24 protein-coding genes are annotated in these 19,934 nt (G+C 34.9%); 13 read left to right on the top strand and 11 right to left on the bottom strand.

What is annotated here, in order from left to right; translation table 11 throughout:
• Positions 1 to 43 precede the first annotated feature (43 nt).
• Together IJI93_RS00360 and IJI93_RS00355 are read left to right on the top strand one after the other, a co-directional pair.
• Complete coding sequence (locus IJI93_RS00360) at positions 44 to 604, top strand: restriction endonuclease subunit S (protein ID WP_292818235.1); 561 nt, start codon at positions 44 to 46, stop codon at positions 602 to 604.
• On the top strand, positions 601 to 2,262 hold the full coding sequence (locus tag IJI93_RS00355) for an N-6 DNA methylase (protein ID WP_292818232.1): 1,662 nt from the start codon (positions 601 to 603) through the stop codon (positions 2,260 to 2,262). The genes IJI93_RS00360 and IJI93_RS00355 overlap by 4 nt, the downstream gene beginning before the upstream one ends.
• Here IJI93_RS00355 and IJI93_RS00350 read toward each other — a convergent pair.
• The 10 genes from IJI93_RS00350 to IJI93_RS00305 form a co-directional block, all read right to left on the bottom strand.
• Positions 2,257 to 3,201 (bottom strand): ARPP-1 family domain-containing protein, encoded by a 945-nt coding sequence (locus IJI93_RS00350; protein ID WP_292818229.1) that lies wholly within the window; start codon positions 3,199 to 3,201, stop codon positions 2,257 to 2,259. The two genes, IJI93_RS00355 and IJI93_RS00350, sit on opposite strands and share 6 nt — an antisense overlap.
• 1 nt (position 3,202) lies before the next feature.
• The gene (locus IJI93_RS00345; protein WP_292818226.1) at positions 3,203 to 3,577 is read right to left on the bottom strand and encodes a hypothetical protein; all 375 of its coding nucleotides are present in this window, start codon (positions 3,575 to 3,577) and stop codon (positions 3,203 to 3,205) included.
• Positions 3,578 to 3,700: 123 nt separating this feature from the next.
• Positions 3,701 to 4,039: a DUF86 domain-containing protein gene (locus tag IJI93_RS00340; RefSeq protein ID WP_292818223.1), complete on the bottom strand. Its 339-nt coding sequence runs from the start codon at positions 4,037 to 4,039 to the stop codon at positions 3,701 to 3,703.
• Positions 4,011 to 4,319, bottom strand: coding sequence for a nucleotidyltransferase family protein (locus tag IJI93_RS00335; RefSeq protein ID WP_292818220.1), 309 nt, complete (start codon positions 4,317 to 4,319; stop codon positions 4,011 to 4,013). The genes IJI93_RS00340 and IJI93_RS00335 overlap by 29 nt, the downstream gene beginning before the upstream one ends.
• Before the next feature lie 223 nt (positions 4,320 to 4,542).
• A complete protein-coding gene (locus IJI93_RS00330) occupies positions 4,543 to 5,154 on the bottom strand; it encodes an orotate phosphoribosyltransferase-like protein (protein WP_292818217.1) in 612 nt (203 codons plus the stop codon).
• Positions 5,155 to 5,163: 9 nt separating this feature from the next.
• Positions 5,164 to 6,120 (bottom strand): Gfo/Idh/MocA family protein, encoded by a 957-nt coding sequence (locus tag IJI93_RS00325; RefSeq protein ID WP_292818215.1) that lies wholly within the window; start codon positions 6,118 to 6,120, stop codon positions 5,164 to 5,166.
• A gap of 14 nt (positions 6,121 to 6,134) precedes the next feature.
• Positions 6,135 to 7,004, bottom strand: coding sequence for a hydroxymethylbilane synthase (hemC, locus tag IJI93_RS00320; RefSeq protein WP_292818213.1), 870 nt, complete (start codon positions 7,002 to 7,004; stop codon positions 6,135 to 6,137).
• A 124-nt stretch (positions 7,005 to 7,128) separates the two neighbouring features.
• Entirely contained in the window at positions 7,129 to 8,547 is a 1,419-nt protein-coding gene (gene cfbE, locus IJI93_RS00315; protein WP_292818210.1) for a coenzyme F430 synthase, read from the bottom strand.
• A 1-nt stretch (position 8,548) separates the two neighbouring features.
• Positions 8,549 to 10,393, bottom strand: coding sequence for a bifunctional NADP phosphatase/NAD kinase (locus IJI93_RS00310; protein WP_292818207.1), 1,845 nt, complete (start codon positions 10,391 to 10,393; stop codon positions 8,549 to 8,551).
• A gap of 1 nt (position 10,394) precedes the next feature.
• Positions 10,395 to 10,856, bottom strand: a complete 462-nt coding sequence (locus tag IJI93_RS00305; RefSeq protein WP_292818295.1) for a pyruvoyl-dependent arginine decarboxylase — start codon at positions 10,854 to 10,856, stop codon at positions 10,395 to 10,397.
• Between the two features lie 84 nt (positions 10,857 to 10,940).
• Between IJI93_RS00305 and IJI93_RS00300 the strand changes: the two genes are divergently transcribed.
• The 5 genes from IJI93_RS00300 to IJI93_RS00280 all read left to right on the top strand — a co-directional run bounded on the left by IJI93_RS00300 (position 10,941) and on the right by IJI93_RS00280 (position 15,014).
• Positions 10,941 to 11,294: a hypothetical protein gene (locus tag IJI93_RS00300; protein WP_292818204.1), complete on the top strand. Its 354-nt coding sequence runs from the start codon at positions 10,941 to 10,943 to the stop codon at positions 11,292 to 11,294.
• Between the two features lie 126 nt (positions 11,295 to 11,420).
• Positions 11,421 to 11,819: a translation initiation factor IF-5A gene (locus tag IJI93_RS00295; RefSeq protein ID WP_292818201.1), complete on the top strand. Its 399-nt coding sequence runs from the start codon at positions 11,421 to 11,423 to the stop codon at positions 11,817 to 11,819.
• Positions 11,820 to 11,850: 31 nt separating this feature from the next.
• Positions 11,851 to 12,717, top strand: coding sequence for an agmatinase (gene speB / locus IJI93_RS00290; RefSeq protein WP_292818199.1), 867 nt, complete (start codon positions 11,851 to 11,853; stop codon positions 12,715 to 12,717).
• 14 nt (positions 12,718 to 12,731) lie between these two features.
• Entirely contained in the window at positions 12,732 to 13,553 is an 822-nt protein-coding gene (locus IJI93_RS00285; protein WP_292818196.1) for a 4Fe-4S binding protein, read from the top strand.
• A 123-nt stretch (positions 13,554 to 13,676) separates the two neighbouring features.
• Entirely contained in the window at positions 13,677 to 15,014 is a 1,338-nt protein-coding gene (locus IJI93_RS00280) for an NCS2 family permease (RefSeq protein WP_292818193.1), read from the top strand.
• Positions 15,015 to 15,053: 39 nt separating this feature from the next.
• Here IJI93_RS00280 and IJI93_RS00275 read toward each other — a convergent pair whose 3' ends face one another.
• Positions 15,054 to 15,332 carry a winged helix DNA-binding protein gene (locus IJI93_RS00275; RefSeq protein ID WP_292818190.1) on the bottom strand — a complete coding sequence of 93 codons (279 nt, stop codon included), beginning with the start codon at positions 15,330 to 15,332 and terminating at the stop codon, positions 15,054 to 15,056.
• Positions 15,333 to 15,447: 115 nt separating this feature from the next.
• On the opposite strand from IJI93_RS00275, the gene IJI93_RS00270 reads away from it, so the two are divergent.
• The 6 genes from IJI93_RS00270 to IJI93_RS00245 all read left to right on the top strand — a co-directional run bounded on the left by IJI93_RS00270 (position 15,448) and on the right by IJI93_RS00245 (position 19,933).
• On the top strand, positions 15,448 to 15,942 hold the full coding sequence (locus tag IJI93_RS00270) for a hypothetical protein (RefSeq protein WP_292818187.1): 495 nt from the start codon (positions 15,448 to 15,450) through the stop codon (positions 15,940 to 15,942).
• Positions 15,943 to 15,950: 8 nt separating this feature from the next.
• Entirely contained in the window at positions 15,951 to 16,163 is a 213-nt protein-coding gene (locus IJI93_RS00265) for a hypothetical protein (RefSeq protein WP_292818185.1), read from the top strand.
• Between the two features lie 12 nt (positions 16,164 to 16,175).
• Positions 16,176 to 16,721, top strand: a complete 546-nt coding sequence (locus tag IJI93_RS00260; RefSeq protein WP_292818182.1) for a hypothetical protein — start codon at positions 16,176 to 16,178, stop codon at positions 16,719 to 16,721.
• A gap of 9 nt (positions 16,722 to 16,730) precedes the next feature.
• A complete protein-coding gene (locus IJI93_RS00255) occupies positions 16,731 to 17,660 on the top strand; it encodes a zinc-ribbon domain-containing protein (protein WP_292818179.1) in 930 nt (309 codons plus the stop codon).
• A 12-nt stretch (positions 17,661 to 17,672) separates the two neighbouring features.
• Positions 17,673 to 18,497, top strand: a complete 825-nt coding sequence (locus IJI93_RS00250) for a zinc ribbon domain-containing protein (protein ID WP_292818176.1) — start codon at positions 17,673 to 17,675, stop codon at positions 18,495 to 18,497.
• Between the two features lie 215 nt (positions 18,498 to 18,712).
• Positions 18,713 to 19,933 carry a TIGR00300 family protein gene (locus IJI93_RS00245; protein ID WP_292818173.1) on the top strand — a complete coding sequence of 407 codons (1,221 nt, stop codon included), beginning with the start codon at positions 18,713 to 18,715 and terminating at the stop codon, positions 19,931 to 19,933.
• Position 19,934 lies beyond the last annotated feature (1 nt).

The following is a 19,934-nucleotide window of genomic DNA, read 5'->3' as shown; positions in this document are numbered from 1 at the left end:
TTTTTATATTTTAAAATATAAACATTAAAGCAGAGGCTAAAATATGGACAAGGTAAAGCTTAAGGACATTGCTGATGTATCGTCAGGTCTTTCATACAGAAGATATGTTGATGATGAATCACAATCATATAAGGTCATAGTTCAAAGATCCATTAAGAAAGATGGGATATTGGATGATTTCGAAGATATCCGATTAAAACAACCAAAACCGCATTATTTCACCAGAACAGGAGACATTTTAATGAAAATGCCATATCCTTATGATGTTGTCTGTGTTAGCCAGGAGAATCTGGTTGTAAGCGACAGGATTGCAATAATCCGTCTAAAGAAAGGCCACAATCCGGAATTTATCGCGCATTTGCTTACAAACGCCCATGTCAAAAAACAGTTGTATGAACTTGGAAGTACAGAAAAAATACCACACACTTCCATAAAGGAAATCAAGGAGCTTGAACTCATAGTGCCCGATTATGAAGCCCAGGTAAAATATGGAAAACTGCTTGACACAATCAATGAAAAGATTGCCGAGGACCTGAGACTGGTTGATTATGACAGAAACCTGAAAGAGGGCATACTGAATAAGATTTGGGAGGATGCGAAATGATAAAAACAAAATCCCACAATGAAAAAATCCTTAACTATCTAATTAGAAGGGGTAGACGTTCAAATTCTTTAATTAACACTAATTATCTCATGCTGTATGCATTCTTATACAAATATCTATCTGACAAACTCAAAAATCATCTCCTAAAGCAATTAAGTGCCAATGGTGATGATTTAAAAATGATTTACGGGAGTGAGGAAGATAAATCATACATTAGAGAATTGGCTTTAAATGATTTGGGTTATTTCATTGAAAGCTATGATGTCTACATGGACCAGTTCATCAAAAACGCTTTCAGTGATGATTTGGTTGATCCGGGATTTCTACTTGATTTAAAAGAAAAGATTGTATTCAGCAAAGACAATCCCTGTGAGGAATATTTCAATAAAATCATAGAGATTGTTGAAAATCAAACCAAGTTTTATCATGTGAGCTTCGATGCTGAACAGGAATTGATTATCAGCAATTTTATATCAAACGTCTCCAAGCTAAACATTGAAGAAAAAGAATTCACGTTTCAAAGATGTTATGATCTAATCGCATCTTCAAGACAAATTAGACTGATGCAAACTCCAGAATACATCACACAGATTCTTGAAAGAATAATTACTACAGAGAGGGATTCTGCAACAAGTGTATATGATCCATTTATGGGGGACGGGTCCAATCTGATAAGAGTTTCAAAAGCATTTTCATCACCAATATACGGTAAGGAATCAGATGAGCTGCATTATTTCTACACATTGATTAAGGCGTTCATCTATGAATATGACTTTAATGAGGTATTTTTAAGACATGAAAGTGCAATCAATTCAATGTCATTTGATGACAGGCTATTTGATGTAATAGTATCAAAAATTCCAAACAGATACTCCAGAGATGTTTATACAAAACAAAACCTCGAAGCCCCGAATCCCAATAAGAAGGATATAAAAGAGCAGTTGATTTCAGATTTTGATTTGTCTGAATTTGGTGAAGATGAAGAGCTGCTTAATGCCTTAAGCATTTTGGAAAAAAGGGTTGAAGCCGCTGGGAAAAGTAATGTCATTCAATTTGAAGGTGAATATGAATCATTAATTGACAGTGAATTCTTATTTGTCATCAATATGATCAATTCGCTTAAGGAAGATGGAATTATGGCAATCTCAGTTTCACAGAATTTCCTCTTTAAGAAATCACTGACCACCTTGAGGAAATTTTTAACACATGAAAACAACTACATCGATACGATCATTTCTCTTCCGGAAGATTTAAGCAGAGCAATCAGGCCTGAAGTAATCATTGTATTTAGAAAAAATAAAAATCGTGAAGATGTATTGTTCATTGACTTTTCAAAGGATTATAAACTTACAAGACCTAAAAATATCGTGCCAGGATTGTTCAGGCGCAATCTGATTTTGGACGACAGGACTTTGGATAAGGTCACTGATGTTTTAACAAAAAGAAAAACAATCGATAAGTTCTCACAGCTTATTTGCTTAGATGAATTATCCAAAAACGATTTTAACCTGTCAGTTTCAAGATATGTGGATACCTATGACGGCGAGTTCATTCGAATCAGGGATTTAAAAGGAAATAAGAAAGATATTGACCAAAAAATGGATTATTTGAATAAAAAAATAGCTATGATGATGGATGAGTTGGATATTGGTCTATAGCGCATATCCAACAGGCATTTGTTCATTTATGTCATCTTGAGCGGCATCATCCGCTTTGTTGAAGTATGAAAAGTGAAGTATTTCCTCATCATATGTATAAAGGCTTCCAAGACCGTTGTCGTTTTCAAATTCGAATTTGACTTCCATGCCTTCACTGTCTTTCCTGTCAAATGCCAAATAATTTGCATCATCCATAAAACTTTCAATCTCATCAACATTAATGGAAAATGTTGTGTTTTTTATTTTGTTGTCAATCAGATAGCTTCTTAAGACTTTTTCATGGTATTCCTTATAGATTTGTGGATTGTAAAATATCTCAAAACCTTTTATCTCGCCATTTTGAATTATTAAAACACCACATTGCCCGTCAACTATTTCAAATGCCTTTAGAAATTTGTTATGGTCAACTTTTAAGTTTTCATAGCTTTCAGACATTGCACTTGTCGGTGATTTAAACGAATTTTCCTCTTCAAGACAGCTTATTGAATTCCATATTGCTTTTTGCGCATTGCCGTGACCTCTTGAGGCATATTCTTTCACGCGGCGGGTCTTGAAGTTTGCAATATATTCGGATTGTCTGAATTCACTTTTATGTTTCCACCTGCCATGCTCCGTGCAGCTAACTGAAATTGCCTGGGTTGTCTTTGGGGCAATCAATAGTGTATTGTTCACAATACGGTTTTGTTTGGCTCCAAGGATTTCCTCACCATCGATTAAAATCAGCGGTGTAATGGCATTGTTTGTAACCATGATTGTGTTGACGGTGCTCTTTTCACATTCCTTAACTTCAACAAGCCCCAGTTCCAGACCTTTTTTCAATGTTAATATATCCAGTTTGTATGAAATTTTACTTTTTAATGGGACTGCAGCCATATTTTCATGAACTTGGGGTTTCAGGACTTCAATGTCAAAGCCAATCTCATTATCTTCAAGAATCATTTTAATCACTTAAATAATGGACATCACTTTCGGGATTTTCCAGTTCTTTTAAATACTCGTCTTTTGTTAATATTTTTGCAATCGCTTCGGTTTTTGTTATGAATTTGACCTGTGCAAAGTATCCGTCTTCGATTTTGTCATAAACTCTTCCCGCACTCATGCATCCTTTAACAACGGTTTGAACACTGTTTGCAACGAACCCTACTCGGCCGAAATATCTCATCTCACAGGCTATTGCCTCATCATCATATGTATTGCCTGTGTCATGAATCAATTTCATTATTGTGTCGGCTTTAAATGGTTTTGCGCCATGAAACATTGAAAATGCATTTATTGTAATGAAAATGTCTTTTTCGCTCCAGTCTATAATTTCCATGTTATCACCTTGTGTATATTTTATGTTCGAAAGTATTTAAGTTTTTCACTAGATGCCCAAATCATAATTAAAAAATTAATTTATAAGTTTGGAATAGACATTAATCAGATGGTTGATTTAGCTTTATTTTAATATTTTTTCTAAATACCTTTTTAGGTGCGGGACATCATTTTGTATTGTTTCCCATACGATTTCATCAATTACCTTTTCATAGTGGTGGGTGTGTACAATTCTCATTCCAATAATTTCATTCCAAGGGATATCTTTATGGTCTTCCTTAAATTCATTGGATAATTTATTAACCTGTTCTCCAAGTTGTATTATTATTAATGAACATGCATCTTGCAATAATTGATTTTGAAGGTATTCTTCTTTTAGATTTCCATAATATGATACATATTCATTTATTCTATTGCAAAAATCAATGATGTTTTCAATAATTTGTTTGTCTTTCTCGTTCATATAATAAAACCTCATCATTTCTTATTGAAATGAGAAATTTTTTATTTGAACTTCCCTTTGAGATTAAATCAACATGACAATCAAATTCTTTTTCTAATGCATTAACTAATGAAACATATTCGATTAGACCAGTTAATTTACCTTTATCCATAACTAAATCAATATCACTATTCTCATTAGCTGTTCCTTTTGCATAAGATCCAAATAAGCTAATGCTATTAATGCCATAGTCACGGACAATTGGGGTGATTTTTTCTTTAATCTCTTCAATTGTATACATCAGTTACACCTTTTAGTAATTTTTAATTATTACTTCACATATTTTTCTTTGATTATATTATTTAATAAATTTTTTCAATGAAGTAAAATTATTATTAAATTTCCCATTTCATTAAATATATCTATTAATATGGGTTATTTAATTGATAAAAGTGGTTAAAGTGTGCAAAAACATATTTGTGCATTTTAAAAAGGTTTAAATAAAATAAGAAAATTTTAGTAGATTATAATCTACTAACTTTAATTAAAGATTCAACAGGAATGTCTTCAATTTCGGAAAGGCCTGCCTTATCGATTAGCACGGTAACACAGAGAGGTTCTCCGCCTAAGTCCTTAACGGTGTGAATGACTTCGCGAGCTGTTTTTCCACTGGTAATGACATCATCTACAATAACGACTTTTTTGCCTTCAACACTTCCGAAATTGGTACTTATTGTACCTTCGTCATCGCTTTCATCATTATCTTTTCTGTGCTTGTTTGGGTGGAAAATGGCAAGTGAAGTTTCAAGACCTGTCATGTCTTCTAGTACATCGGCCATCATGGTTGCAAACGGCACGCCGCTGACTGCAATTCCACAAATGACATCTGCTTCACCATATGCCAATGTCATGTCGCTTAATGCACTTGAAACATATCTTAAACGTGCTGAATTTCCTCCAATGCTTTTCCAGTTAATTGCAAAGTCGGTTGGAGCATCGGTTTTTTCTTCAGTTGCCTTTTGCAGGGTCAACCATCTTGCAGTGTCCATACTTACATTAAGTTCATCTGCAATTTCACCAGTAGTAAAACCGTGTTGTCTAAGTTCTTGAGCCTTTTGGATTAATTTTTCTTTCACTTATCTCACCTATTCAAGTTCATTTAAACTAATTGGTCTATGTTCTTTAGAGGATTTATTAGCTGCAATAACCATTTTAAGAGCTTTAAGTCCATCTTCACCAGTTATTTCAGGTTCTTTTTCTTCAACAACTGAAGTAAGGAATGATTTTAACTCTCCTTTTAATGGTTCGTCATGTTTAATTTGGATATCTTGAGCGAATTTACCGTAGACTTCAATGCTTTGCTGAATGTAATCCACTGAAATGATTCCAGCAGTTCCGGTAAGTTCCAGTTCTCTCCTCTTATATGGAGTTAACCAGTTCACTTCAATGATTCCGGTTGATTCATTGTCAAAGCTTACCATTATTTCTGCATGATCTTCAAATTCGCTGTCATCAAAACTGCTGTTCATTGTACCGTAAACTTGAGTAATGTCCTCTTCAAATAAGTAGTTCATAATATCTAAATCGTGAATTGCAAGGTCGATTGAAACGCCAACATCCTTTATTCTTGGTGGAAGCGGACCTACTCTTTTTGCAAAAGCAGATACAATATCTCCAATAACTCCATCATCAATAAGCTCTTTAGCTTTTTGGACTGCAGGGTTAAATCTTTCCACATGGCCTGTTGCAAGGATAACTCCAGCTTCTTTTGCAGCCGCAATCATTTCTTCAGCTTCATTCAATGTAAATGCGATTGGCTTTTCAACCAAAACATGTTTTTTATGTTTGATTGCTTCCATTACAACGTCATGGTGGAATGTGGTTGGTACACATACACTCACAGCTTCTATATCTGGGTCATTGAGTAAATCATCATATTCCGTAAAACCTTTGGCACCATATTTTTTCTCAATTTTTTTAAGTGCTCTTTCACTAACATCTGAAACAGCAATTAAGTTAGCTTCTTCCATTTTGTGGTATACACGAACATGGTTTTCACCCATTGCCCCTACACCAATTACTCCTACGTTTACAGTTCTCAATTAAATTCCTCCGTTTAAACATACTCACCAAAAAGTTTTCCAATTTGCCTACCAAGCTCTACGGCATTTTTAATAGAACCCTTTTCAGTTTGTTTCTTAAGGATTTCTCCTTCTTTAGTAAGTAAGATTGAATATATACTAAATTCATTATCGTTCATTCGTGCTATGGCTCCGATTGGCCATTGACAACCAACGCCTAACTCTTCAAGCACTTTTTTTTCTGCAAGTACTTCCTGCATTGATATATAATGGTTTAATTTTGCAATTCTGTCCTTTTTATCATAATCTTTACGGGTGATAATGGCTAATGCTCCTTGACCTGCAGGGGGTGTGATATAATCTAGAGGGAATACAGTTTTGATGTATTCAGTTAGGCCTAATCTTTTAAGCCCTGCTTCGGCCATTATTGTAGCATCCAAATCACTATTTAGGGCTTTGTCAATTCTGGTTTCAATATTTCCTCGAATCGGTTGTAAATCAAAGTCTTTTTCATAGAGATTACAGAAAGCTTCTCTTCTAAGACTGCTGGTTCCAAGTCGGGAACCCTGCCCTAAATCTTGCCAAGTTTTATTTGATATAAGGACTTCATTAGGAGATTCACGTTTTGGAACGGCAACGATTTCTAAATCTTCATCAAGTTCGCTGGGTAAATCTTTAAAACTGTGCACGGTAAAATCAACTTCTTCTTCAAGCAGTGCAATATCCAATTCCTTTGTAAAAAGACCTTTTGAATCCATATTGTAAAGCTGGGAAGTGGTTATCTTATCTCCTTTAGTTTTAATAATTTCTGTTTCAATTGTCTCGCCAGTCAGTTTTGATAAGTCTCTGCAAACCTGTTTTGTCTGAACGAGTGCCAATTGACTTCCACGGGTTCCAACAATCATTATTTAAATCTCCAAATTTTTCTTTCTAAGAAAAATTAATTCTTACTAGAAATTACATTCTAGCTTTACATTGTTAATCTTTATATCTGTTTATTATTAAATGTTTCAATTTTTTGACAAAAAGTTATCTTTGTGAAACTTTGCTGTAATTGGACCTATAAATAAAAAGAAGGTTTTTATTATCTTTTAAAGCCATATCATATACTTGGTTGTAATTTTTGATGTATGGAACTTTTTTAGACATTTTATTTAAAATAGAATATCCCACATCTCCTGTAAGAATAATATTGCAGTCAATTTCATCCAGATAATTTGAAACTTTGTCCTCATCAATTTCTTCACAGGTAATTCCATAATCGCCGCCGATTGAAATATAATAATCATCAATATTTTCTATCATCTCAATGGATTGCTTAATGGCTTCGGTGTTAATTCCAGGATTGATCTCTTCAATTATGGTCAAATCGCCATTACTTCTTTTGTTGGTTCTTCCAGTAATTCCCTTAAAGTTAGCCAATCCATTAATGATTTTTTCATGATTTATATTTAAGGATAATGCTGTCAGGATGACTCCCAATACGTTTAAGACATGGTGCGGGCCTGGCGCAAATGTTTTAACGGTAATTTCTCCATTTAAAATTTCACCTGAAATTGTCTTAACGTCATGGTATTCAATCTCAATTTCAGTCAAATCGATAGAATAGTTAACATTTCTGACATGCAGGTTGGAAGCATCGTCGTTTAGCGAAAATGAATTAACTTTAGGATGGGTCACATCGCAGTAGTGCTCGTCAAGGCTTTCCTTATTGCAAACTACAACAGGGCACCTGAATACTTGCTTTTTTGCCTCAGCAGCGGTGCTTTTATTTTTAGCTATCGGATAATTCTCAACAATGTTTGTCAGAAGGCCAACATCACCAATTCCGCAGCATCCCAGTGAACTTTCGAAAATGGCTGATGAGTATTTTCGGTGATTTGGACTTTCAACTGTTCCATCAGCAATTTCACAAATGGGATTTGCAATCTTATAAGCCAGATCAATTGTCTCTTTTATGTTGGCGGGAGTAATTGAAATGTCTTTTTTCAATATGAACTCCTTATCATTTTCATATAAACGGGCGCCGAGGCTTGACAAAATCAGCGGATTTTCATCAATTAAAATTTCCTTAAGCATAAAAACGCAGCTGGTCTTGCCTTTTACTCCGGTAACCTCAATTTTTAAAATGTCTTTACCCCAGTCACTTAAAATATCAGAAATGGCTTCATGATGGGTTTTGAAAGTGTAGTTTAAATCAGGATTGAATTTAACTATTTCATCTTCATCCAATGGGCAGTGGATTGGACAAATGACAGTAATGTCTCCTTTGAGGTTTGCCAAGTCATCTAAACCAATAATGTCTATGTCATGAATTCCCATCATCTCACGGTCAGCCGGCTTTAGGGTATTGTAAATGTCATATGCCGATACGGTTTTTCCTTTTTTAGCGAGGCTGACCGCTATTTTCACGCCGCCGTGAGTTAAATCGATTACAAGGTAATGCATTTTAGCACCGTTTGTTAATTCCGCCTTCGCTTAGTTTTTCTTTTACTTTTTTGTAGAAGTATTTGGTTGATGTTCTAATCAGATAAACGTTTTTATGGGATTTTTTAAACTTGATTTCTTCCTCATATTCCGCTTCTTCGTTTCTCTGACCGTCCATTACAAACACTGCACTCTTACCTTTTTTAAGTAATTTCACGGTAATTTCACTGTTGTCGGACACGATAAACGGTCTTGCACCAAGCTTATAAGGACAAATTGGGATTATGATGAATCCTCCTACTTTAGGATCAACAATAGGTCCTCCGGCAGACATTGCGTAAGCTGTTGAACCGCTTGGTGTTGAAACAATCAAACCGTCAGCCCTTACTTCCTCAATAATTTCTCCATCTACTTTGATTTGGAAGTGAAGCATTTTTGCAGGCTTTTCAGTCATGATTACTACTTCATTCATTGCAGAGTAATGGTTGTTTTCGTGGGATACGACAAGTTTTGTTCTTTTTTCTTTGTAGTAATCGCCATTCAAGACCTCATCAAGGGCATTGAATGTGTCTTTTGCTTCAATTTCGGTTAAAAATCCGACAGTTCCCATGTTTATTCCAAAGATTGGTGTTTCTGCTTTGAGTTTTGACTGAGCCCTTAAAAGGGTTCCGTCTCCTCCCAGGACAATTGCCATATCGCAGTCAAAATCAAGAATTCCGCAACTTATCTGCTTGTAGTCGATTTCAAAGTTAATGTCATCCAGCAGGTGTGCAATGTCAGGGTATTGCTTTTTGGTTTTTTCAATAATCTTATCACGTTTCGGGTTCGCCTTTATCTCTTCAATCTTTTTAGCGAGTCTTTTTTCAATCACGACTTCTCTGCCGTTTGTAAGCAGATAATCGATTATCTTTGCTGAAAATAGTATTGGGCGGTCCTGATCAATCCTGCTTGCAATTCCAACTTTTCCAATAAAATCAGTTTGATTGTCGTTTAGGATATCAATCATCTGTTTGTGAAGGATTTTGTTGTTTGCAGCAACGACTATGGTTCTTTCATGGATGCTTAATTTGCTGTTTAGCTTTTCACCATACTTGTCGGTAATGATTCCTCCAGCTTCTTCAAGGATTAATTTTGATGCCGCGATGTCGAGTATTCTGCTTCCTCTCAAATCGATGAATGCATCGTATCTTCCACTTGCAACATAGGAGATTTCCAAAACTACGCTTCCAAGCACTCTCATTCTCCTTGCATTATCAACCAATTGGGAAGCTGCTGAAGTTCCGCTTTTTGTAAATCCTCCAAGTGTCATGTTGCTGATGTTGACGTTTGTGCTTGGGGAAACTTCCTCATTGTTTAGCCAACAGCCTTTTCCCTTTTCAGCTTCAAAGAAGTTACCGTTTGCAAAGTTGCTGATAAAACCTAATTCAACATCGTTCAGTGTAGCGAGCCTTCCTTCAGGAACGTTTGCAACAGCTATTGAAATGCCGAATGCAGGGATTTCCTTAACTGCATTGCTTGTTCCGTCAATAGGGTCAACTAAAAATATGAATCTTGGCCTGTCCTCATCTTCTATATCGTCGCGCCTTAGTTCATGTGTTAATGTAATGCTTTTTTTAGTTCCTTTTCCAAGCTTTAACTCTCCAATTTCTTCACTTACAATATATGAAAGAACTGGCGCATTTTTTAAGATATTAATGACTTTTTCTTCTGCAATAACATCGATAAATGATGTTGGAGTTCCGTCAGCCCCCATTTTTACTTTTTCACCGGATTCCGGTTTTCCAACATAGGGTCTTATCGCGCGGCTTACTTCCTTTATGATTTCATAAGAAAGATCAGTTGCAATTTTTTTATCTTGAGCATCCATCTTATCCCTCTACTATTTCGTCTTTTAGATAAACCACTGATGCAACAACAGATGCGATATTTTTGACTGTTGTTGTAGATGATTCTATAATCAAATCTTCAATGTCAACATTGCGTTTGTCCATCATGTATTTAACCATATCTTGAGCTTCGTTTATTAATTGCGATTCTTCTTTATTTATTCCGGTTGTCTCTACTACACAACCTAACTCATTTCCAATAGCTACTGCTATTACTGCGGTTATTACATCTCCGGGGTTATCGGATGTGATTTCGGATAAAACACAGTTAACCATGGAGCCTGCTTTAAGTTTAGGCAATTCATTAACCTCTGCATCGCCTGCAAGCATGCTGGATACCTTTATCAGATTGACATCACCAATCCCGGCATCGCTTAGGGCATTGTCAAATGCATTTAATTTTGTCGGACCTTCATCTTTTCCACTAACAATAGCTATTTTCATTGTATCACTTACTGTTAATTTTGGCATTTCTATCTAATAAAATATTTTAATTATAAGATTCAAAAATTAATTTAGGTGTACCTAATGATTTTCAATAAATATTTATCACTAGTCTTGTCGGCATGTCTTTTCATGTTGTTGATGCTTTTGACCTCATCGATTGTAGTGGTCTTTTTTAATGGTGGATCAATCCCGTTCATCGGTATTGCGTTTGTTGTAGTTTATTATTTTATAGCCAAGGCATTCTACAATTATTTGAGAAATGATGGGGAGTATAAAAACAACAGAAAAGCATCCAGCGATAGGCAGAATGAAAATTACATTACTAAAGGCCAAAGCGATTCAAAGAAAGTTTTTATAGTTGCTTGGGTTTTGGTCATTCTGCTTCTTGCCGCAATTTCTCTTTGGTTATATTCAATTAATAACGGTTTGGTTTGATTTTTCTAAATTTTGTAAAATAAACGAATACTTTATATAAAATAGAAAATATAATTTATATTAATCTAATAATATTCCTTATTATAAGATTATAAAAACCGGTTTTTAATTTATGGAGGAAAATTAATGTCAACAAAAGTTGTAGAGATTAAAACTTTAAAAGTAGGAAAATATATTGTTTTAGGCGGAGAAGCTTGTAAGATTATCAGTTATACTACTTCATCTCCTGGTAAACACGGAGCTGCAAAAGCAAGAATCGAAGCAGTCGGAGTATTCGACAACCAAAAAAGAAGCCTTGTCAAACCAGTAGATAACAAAGTAGATATTCCAATCATCGACAAAAGATTAGGACAAGTTATATCTATCCAAGGTAGCAATGTTCAAATAATGGATATGGAAAACTACGATACCATTGACTTACCAATGCCTGATGACTTGAAAGATGACATCGTTGAAGGTATTGAAGTAGAATACATTGTTGCTTTAGGAAACATGAAAATAATGAGAACTAGAGGATCTGCTTAAGTTCTCTACTTATTTTCCTTTTTTAAGAATTATGCTTTTAAATACATACGAACCGTGGAAATTTGCATTTTCACAAGAAAGTGAAAACATTGAGGGAAATTCATATGGAATAATCGGAGTTCCATTTGACAGCACTACTTCTTATCATTCCGGATCACGTTTAGGACCAGTTGTTGTTCGTGAAGCATCATTTGGTTTTGAAAAATACAATACTGTTTTTAATAAAGATTTAACTGCTACTTTTTATGATTTTGGCGATGTTAATGTAGTTCCAGGAAACTGTCAGAAAACATGCCGAATTGTTGAAGACACAGTTAATGAACTTTTGACTTTAAATCTAAAGCCGATTATAATTGGAGGCGAACATTCAGCTTCAATAGGTGTCATTAAGGCATTAAGTGAAAAATATGAAAAGTTAACCGTAATTCACTTGGATGCCCACCGTGACCTTGCATTCGAATTCATTGGGGAGAAATACTCACATGCAACCGTAATGAGAAGGGCTCATGAAGTGGGTGTGGACCTTGTACAGATAGGTATCAGGTCATCTTCCCTTGATGAAGAGGAGTTCATAAAATCAACATACAATATTCAAACATTCAAAAATAGGGATGTTCACAGGCATATGGATGCAATCGAGTATTATCTGTCAAATATTGAGGGGCCTGTTTATATTTCAATAGATATGGATGTTTTCAATCCGGCTATCGCTCCGAATGTTGGAAATCCAACTCCTGGGGGATTATTTGTACATGATATTGAAACAATCCTTGAAACTCTATGCCGAAAGGATGTTGTTGGACTTGATGTTGTGGAAACTGCCAGCAATGAATTGGGGGACCCTACTGCTGTCGTTGCGGCAAAAATAATTTATGACTTTTTGACTTTGGTAGAATAATTTAATAGGATATTATGAACATCAAAGCGCCGTTGATAATGGAATCAGTTTTCATTTTGATTGCGGGTCTGGTTTATTTTATAACCGGAAATGACTTTTTCATTTTCAATTTTCTGTTTATAGGGACTGCAATTGCAATAGGCATTTTTTTGATAGGTAATGGTTATGAATATGGTCGTAATTTGATAATGCTTGTTGTCGGGTCATATTTGCTGTTTTACGTAAGCATTTTAGGTCATGAAAGCCTGTCACTTTCGGGCTTTTGGTATTATCTCTTTTTAGGTGTTTTTGAAGCTGCAGTAATCCACTTTTTGATTGCCAAAATTGCTGGACCGTTTATCTTTGGAAGGGGATGGTGCGGATATGCATGTTGGACAGCAATGATATTGGATTTGCTGCCTTACAAGACTCCAAACCATGAAAGAAAAAACTGGGGTTACTTTAGATATATTCTGTTTGTAGCAATCTTTTGTTTTGTAGTTTCACTGTTCATATTCAAAATGAATAATCTGGATGAAATAATATTTTACACGTTCCTTATCGGAAATGTCATCTATTACATTGTAGGGATTGCATTGGCATATCATTTAAAGGATAATCGTGCATTCTGCAAATATGTTTGTCCAATAACTGTATTTTTTAAATTGACAAGCTACTTCTCACTTTTAAGAGTCAAGGTTAATAACGATAATTGTAATGGATGTAAAAAATGCATCAAAAACTGTCCGATGGATGTTGATATGCTAAATAATTCCAGAAAAAGGGAAAACGGAACTGAATGTATATTATGTTTAAAATGTATTCATGACTGTCCAAACAACGCTTTAAAACTTTAACTTTTTCGTTATAATAATATTTTCATTTCATGATTAATCATGAAAAATTATCGATAATATTATAATACTAATTTTACAAAAATATTTATATCGGAATTTTACGTTTTTCTGATGAGGTGTTATATGTTGGACAATTTTTTCAAATTTAAGGAAAATGGAACTGATTTCAAAACTGAAATCATTGCAGGTATCACCACATTCCTTGCTATGGCTTACATTTTAGGGGTAAACCCAGTTATCTTGGCTGATGGTGGAATGCCTGCTGCCGGAGTATTATTTGCAACAGCAGTTGCATCCGGTATAGCTTGTATAATTATGGGGCTAGTTGCTAAATATCCAGTCGGATTAGCTCCAGGTATGGGACTAAATGCATTGTTTACATATACTATTATATTGACAATGGGAAACACTTGGGAAACTGCACTTGCAGCAGTATTCATTTCAAGCATAATATTTTTAATAATTACTATTTCTGGTTTAAGGGAAGCTATTTTAAATGTCATCCCTCTTGACTTAAAACTCGGTATCGGTGCTGCTATCGGATTTTTCCTTGCATTCTTAGGATTGAAAGGTGCAGGAATTATTGTGGCTGATCCGTCAACTTTCGTTACCATGGGTAACCTTATGGCTGCTCCGGCACTTCTTGCATTGATAGGTATTGTAATTACCTTGATTTTATATGTAAGGGAATTCCCTGCTGCAGTATTTGTCGGTTTGGTCGTAACCGCTATCATTGGTGTAATATTCACCGCACTTGGATTTGGTGCAGGAGACATGTTGATGCCTGCTGTTCCAGCGCAATTCATCACTACCAGTTTTGATTTATCCTTATTCGGAGGATTTGCACGTGGATTTGGACAGCTATTCACTAATATTCCAAACTTGATTATGATGCTGTTCTCACTCGTATTTGTTACATTCTTCGATACAACAGGAACCTTGATGGCATTAGGTAGACAATGCGGATTCATCGATGAAGAAGGTCAGGCCGTAGGTATTGAAAATGCATTTTTAGCTGATGCTGTTGCAGGTATTATTGGTGCAATATTCGGTACAAGTACAGTTACTGCATATGTGGAAAGTGCAACCGGTATAGGTTTAGGTGGTAAAACCGGTTTAACAGCTATTGTCACCGGTATCTTATTCTTGTTATCCATATTCTTTACTCCATTGATACTGGCGTTATTCACTTCTCCGGTTACTTGTGCTGCATTGGTTATTGTCGGTATTTTGATGATTGTACAATTGAAAGAAGTTCAATGGGACAGTTTAGTTGTTGCAGCATCCGTATTCATGACCATTATTATGATGATTTTAACATACTCTATTTCATTAGGTATTGCATGGGGATTCGTTGTATACGCAATTGCAAGCTTAGCTAGTGGAAAAACAAAAGAGTTAAGTTGGGGTATCTGGTTAATGGTTATTGTATTTGTAATATACCTATTCTTTGGACTTTAGACTCATAACTATGAGTCTACATTTTTTCTTTTTTTTAAATTAATCGTTGTAATCTTTTTCTACTTTATCCAAATAGTATTTGCCTTTATCGGTGATGCTGTAGAACCTGTATCTTTTATCATCTTCATTAAGACATTCTACAAGTTCGGCTTCTTTTAATGTCTTTAAATATTTGGAGACATGATTGCTGTTGTCGTGAATATCCTTGCTGATTTTTGAAGGTATCTTATCCTCCTTTTCAAGTGATTTCAAAACGCTTATTCTTTTTTTGGATCTTGCAAGTAATGAAATAATGCTCATGTCATCCTTTTTACTCATGATTTTAGTTATAAATTTTAGCTATTTTATTGATATGTATATGATATTAGCATGCTAATAGCAATGTTTATATTATGTGTGTAACATAATAAGGTATACACATGGGGTGGAGTCCTTGAACAAAAAAATTATTTTAATATTAATGGTTATCTTTGCTTTTATTTCCATAATGGCCGTAACTTCCATCAAATCCAATAAGGATTTTGATGGATTATTCACAATGGACATTCCAGCAGGTCAGCATTTTACAGATGTGGCATATTGTCTTCCAAATGGAGCATTAGGTTGTTCCAGGGAATATTTGGATGATAATACAGGATGTGAACTGGAACAGGATGACATAATAATTTGTTATTATAATGATTCGTATCTTGTGGAAGGTGAGTCAAGTGCATGGCAGCATGCAGTCAATGGCCTTACAACATCTTATTTTTACCAAGTAGCTCAAGATGATGGAAATTCATTGGTTTTAACTAATGATATAGGCATGAAGATGATGCCTCCATATCTTGTAGGTGTTAAAAATGATGATGGAAGTAAAGTGGTTTTTGTTGGCGGATACCATCTTGATGATTTGAAAAGATATGCAAATTCCGTTGAATTTAAATAGGTGATAAAATGGATCTTGGTGAAATCTTTGAAAATTTTGGATTAGGCCTAGGAATTGTCATTTCAATAATCATGCTGGTTATTGTAATTTCTGTTCTTGTGCGGCTTCTTCCTATCTTGATTGGATTAATTGGCTATATTTTTGCCATAATATTTATTATAGCTGCAATTGGTCTTGTAATTTATTTCATTGGTAAATTTGCTAAAGGTTTCATTAAATGAAAAGGTGATAAAATGTTAGTTCGTAATTTGGATTTTTTATCCATACCAAAAGAGTTCGCTAAAGTTGAAGTTGATATTTATGATGGAAAATCAATTGCTTTAGTTTACATTGAAAATAAAGGATACTCCTTAGTTTTAAAAGAAGGTGAAGAAATCGATTCAGTATTCCTGCTAAAAACTGATATCCTTCCAAATAATGTTAACTCCCATTCTGACAGGGAAGATTTCATTAATGTAATTAAAATGCTGTTGGATAAGGTTTACAGCGTTTCAGATATTAAGGAATATGAAAAGCAACACCAGGAACATGTGTTTTTAAGATTGATGGACATGTTGAATGAAGGAAATGGTGTTGAAATGATTTCAGAGGAAACTTCTAAAACCTATACAGACATTGAAAAGGGTTTCATGAAATTGGAAATTGATATCATGGAAAATAAAATCAATGCTTTGAATTCATCCATATCCGATGTTTCCAATAATTTACAAAGCACTGTAAATAACATTGAAGAAAAGGATTGGGGAAATAGGATTAGAAAAACAATTAATCAACAATAGGTGATTAAAATGGTTAAATGTAGTAACTGTGGAGCGGAAGTTGTCGGATCCGATTTTTGCTTTAACTGTGGTGAAAAAGTAGAAAAATATGAAAGCAATTCTGATGTCTGCCCAAAATGCGGGACTAAAAACAGCAAAAATACTAACTTCTGTGTTGAATGCGGTCATAAATTAGATAATGGAGCATCTATTTCATTTAAACAACAAGAATGGAATGCAAGGCGTGATGAAGTCCTTGCCAGATATGATAAACTTGCCGAGGAGTTCGGAATTAAGGATGAAGATTATTTCTTGACTAGTGTTGAACGTTTCAACATGTTGGAAAAATCAACATCAAAACACAAAACGATTAATAAATGGGTTTCTGGTTATAATCCAGGTAATTTCATAGGTAATGAGACTCAAATTGATGGATTTTTCTTAATTAAGGAAAATAAATTTGTTTTCATGGAAATTGATAACAGGGACTTTAAAAAAGTCAATGCCGGCATTAATAATTTTTATTTTGATAAAATTGTTTCAATGAGGGTCACTAAAAGATTAGGTGATGAAAGCAGATATGAGGATATTACAAAAAGGGCTTGGACATCTCCACATGATATCAGAAGGGATATCCAAAATAAAATCGCTTCTCTAAAAGCAACTAGATTTAAGGATATGGTTGCCAACAATGATAGTGCAGACATGTTTGATAGGCTATTAATAAAATTGGTTGATAATACCTCTTATGAAATTAGACTTCCAAGTTATGAATTCGGTCAGAATTTGGTGGATTTATATGAGGCTTTAAGAGATAAACCTCAAACTGTAGTTATTGAAAACCAATCCAGTGAACCTACTAAAACTCAACAGTTAAAAGAATTCCAAGAATTACTTGAAAGCGGTGCAATAACACAGGAAGAGTTCGATCAACTCAAGAAAGAGTTATTATTTGGTTAACTGGTGTATGATATGGCTAAATGTAATCGTTGTGGAATTGATATAACTGGAGATTGGAATATCTGCCCAAACTGTGGAAATGATTTAACCGGCGCTGGCGAATCACAGGAACCGCAATCCAGTGATGATGTTACTTGCAGTAACTGTGGAGCAGCCTTAAAAGAAGATGCCACATTTTGTGATAAATGCGGAAATAAAATCGATGAGATTATTGAAGTTCCAAAATGTGAAGGTTGCGGGTCTGAAATCCCTGAAAATGTTTTATTTTGCCCTACTTGCGGGGCTAAAGTAGAACAAAAACTGCCTGAAACAAATAAATCATGCCCTAATTGCGGATTTATTTTAGATGCTGGCACTACTTTCTGTCCGGAATGCGGTTCTAATGTATTCACAGGTGAAAAAACAAATGAAGTTGTTCAGCCTACTGATTCCAATAAAGGCTTTGCGGATAAAATCAATTTGAATTCAATTTTAAAGCCGACAATAGTTAATTTAATAGTTTCTGTGATATTGTCATCATTAGGATTGCTGATTGGATTTTCATGGGTTTCATTTATCATAGCAATCATTATCAGCGTAGGATTTTTCGCAGGTCTTGTCGATAATGAAGCCAATGCAATAGTATTGGGCGCAATTGTGGGATTAATATTGGGATTATTGGAAAATCCATTAGTGGAATTTTGGTACGGTTCATTTGTGGCAGGGCTTTATGAATGGTTTTACGGTGGCCAAATTCTTTTATTGATTATTTTAGGAATAATATGTGCTTATGTTTCAAATGTCTATCTAAAAAAGAATATTGAGGAAATTGCAGGCAATTTCACATCTCTGTTATAATCTGATTTGGATTTAAGGCATTGTGAAATGCAAAAATTGTGGTGGTGAATTTCCAGAAGCGCTTATGTCTTGCTAATTGCGGGGTAAAGGTAGAAATGGAATTCACTCCTCAAAAAATAAATAACTCCGACTTATTTTTTTCTTTTATCAATCATAACAATCATTAAATATCACCAAAACATAAATTTATAATATTAACTATTGGAGCTAATATTATGAATAAAAGAACAATTGAACTTTCAGGCCATATTATCGACTCATTGACATTAACCAAAACAATGGGCATAATTATGGACAAAGGTGGAGAATTTGACATATTGGAAATCGATGTTGGACGTAAAAAATCAGATGTAAGTCATGCAAAGATTGAAGTTCAAGCTGATTCTCCCGAATTGTTAGATTCCATTTTAGATGAACTGTCTGTTCTAGGTGCATCAATCGATGAGATTAATGAAGTTAATCTTGTAGCGGCATCTAAAGATAAAGTTGCTCCTGAAGGTTTTTATTCATCATCCAATCATACCACTCATATATTTTATGAAGGCAACTGGATTCCTGTCGAAGAAATTGAAATGGACTGTTTGGTTGTCGTTGATGAAGATGAAAAAAGAGCTTTTGTAAAGCCGATTGCCGATGTTAGAGTGGGCGATAAGATAGTTGTTGGCCTGGATGGTGTTAGGGTAACGCCTCCTCACAGATCAAGGGATGAACAGCAAGTTTTTGAATTCATGAACAGTGAAGTGTCCTCTGAAAAGCCATTAATGAATCTTATCAACGGTATTGCAAAAGAAATGAAAGAAATCAAAGCTAAAGGGGGAAAAATTGGTATAGTTGGAGGTCCGGCTATTGTCCATACCGGTTCCGGAAAATACTTGGCTTCTTTAGTTAAAGACGGTTATATTGATGTTATTATGGCAGGTAATGCTTTAGCTACTCACGATATTGAGTCAAATCTCTTCGGCACATCTTTGGGCATTGAAGTGGAAACAGGTAAAATCGTTGCCCATGGTCATACTCACCACATGAGGGCAATCAACAGAATCAACCGTTCAGGTTCCATTAGGGAAGCTGTTGAGGACGGAACATTGACCGGTGGAATAATGTATGAATGTATTAAAAATGATGTTCCATTTGTCCTTGCGGGTTCCATTCGTGATGACGGACCGCTTCCGGATGTTATAACTGATGTGGTTGAAGCTCAAAAGCTAATGAGAAAGTACGCTCAGGAAGTTGATATGGTTATTATGATTGCAACAATGCTGCATTCAATTGCAACAGGAAACCTGCTTCCTTCTAGGGTTAAAAGTATTTGTGTAGACATTAACCCATCTACAGTTACAAAATTGTCAGATAGGGGAAGCGCACAGGTAGTCGGTATCGTAACGGATATTGGAACATTCCTGCCTCTTCTTTATAATGCATTGCAGGAGGAGTAAA

The organism is Methanobrevibacter sp., from assembly GCF_017431965.1.
Lineage (GTDB): Archaea > Methanobacteriota > Methanobacteria > Methanobacteriales > Methanobacteriaceae > Methanocatella.
The sequence above is the reverse complement of the archived record's forward strand: the minus strand, read 5'-3'. Positions and strand labels throughout refer to the sequence as shown.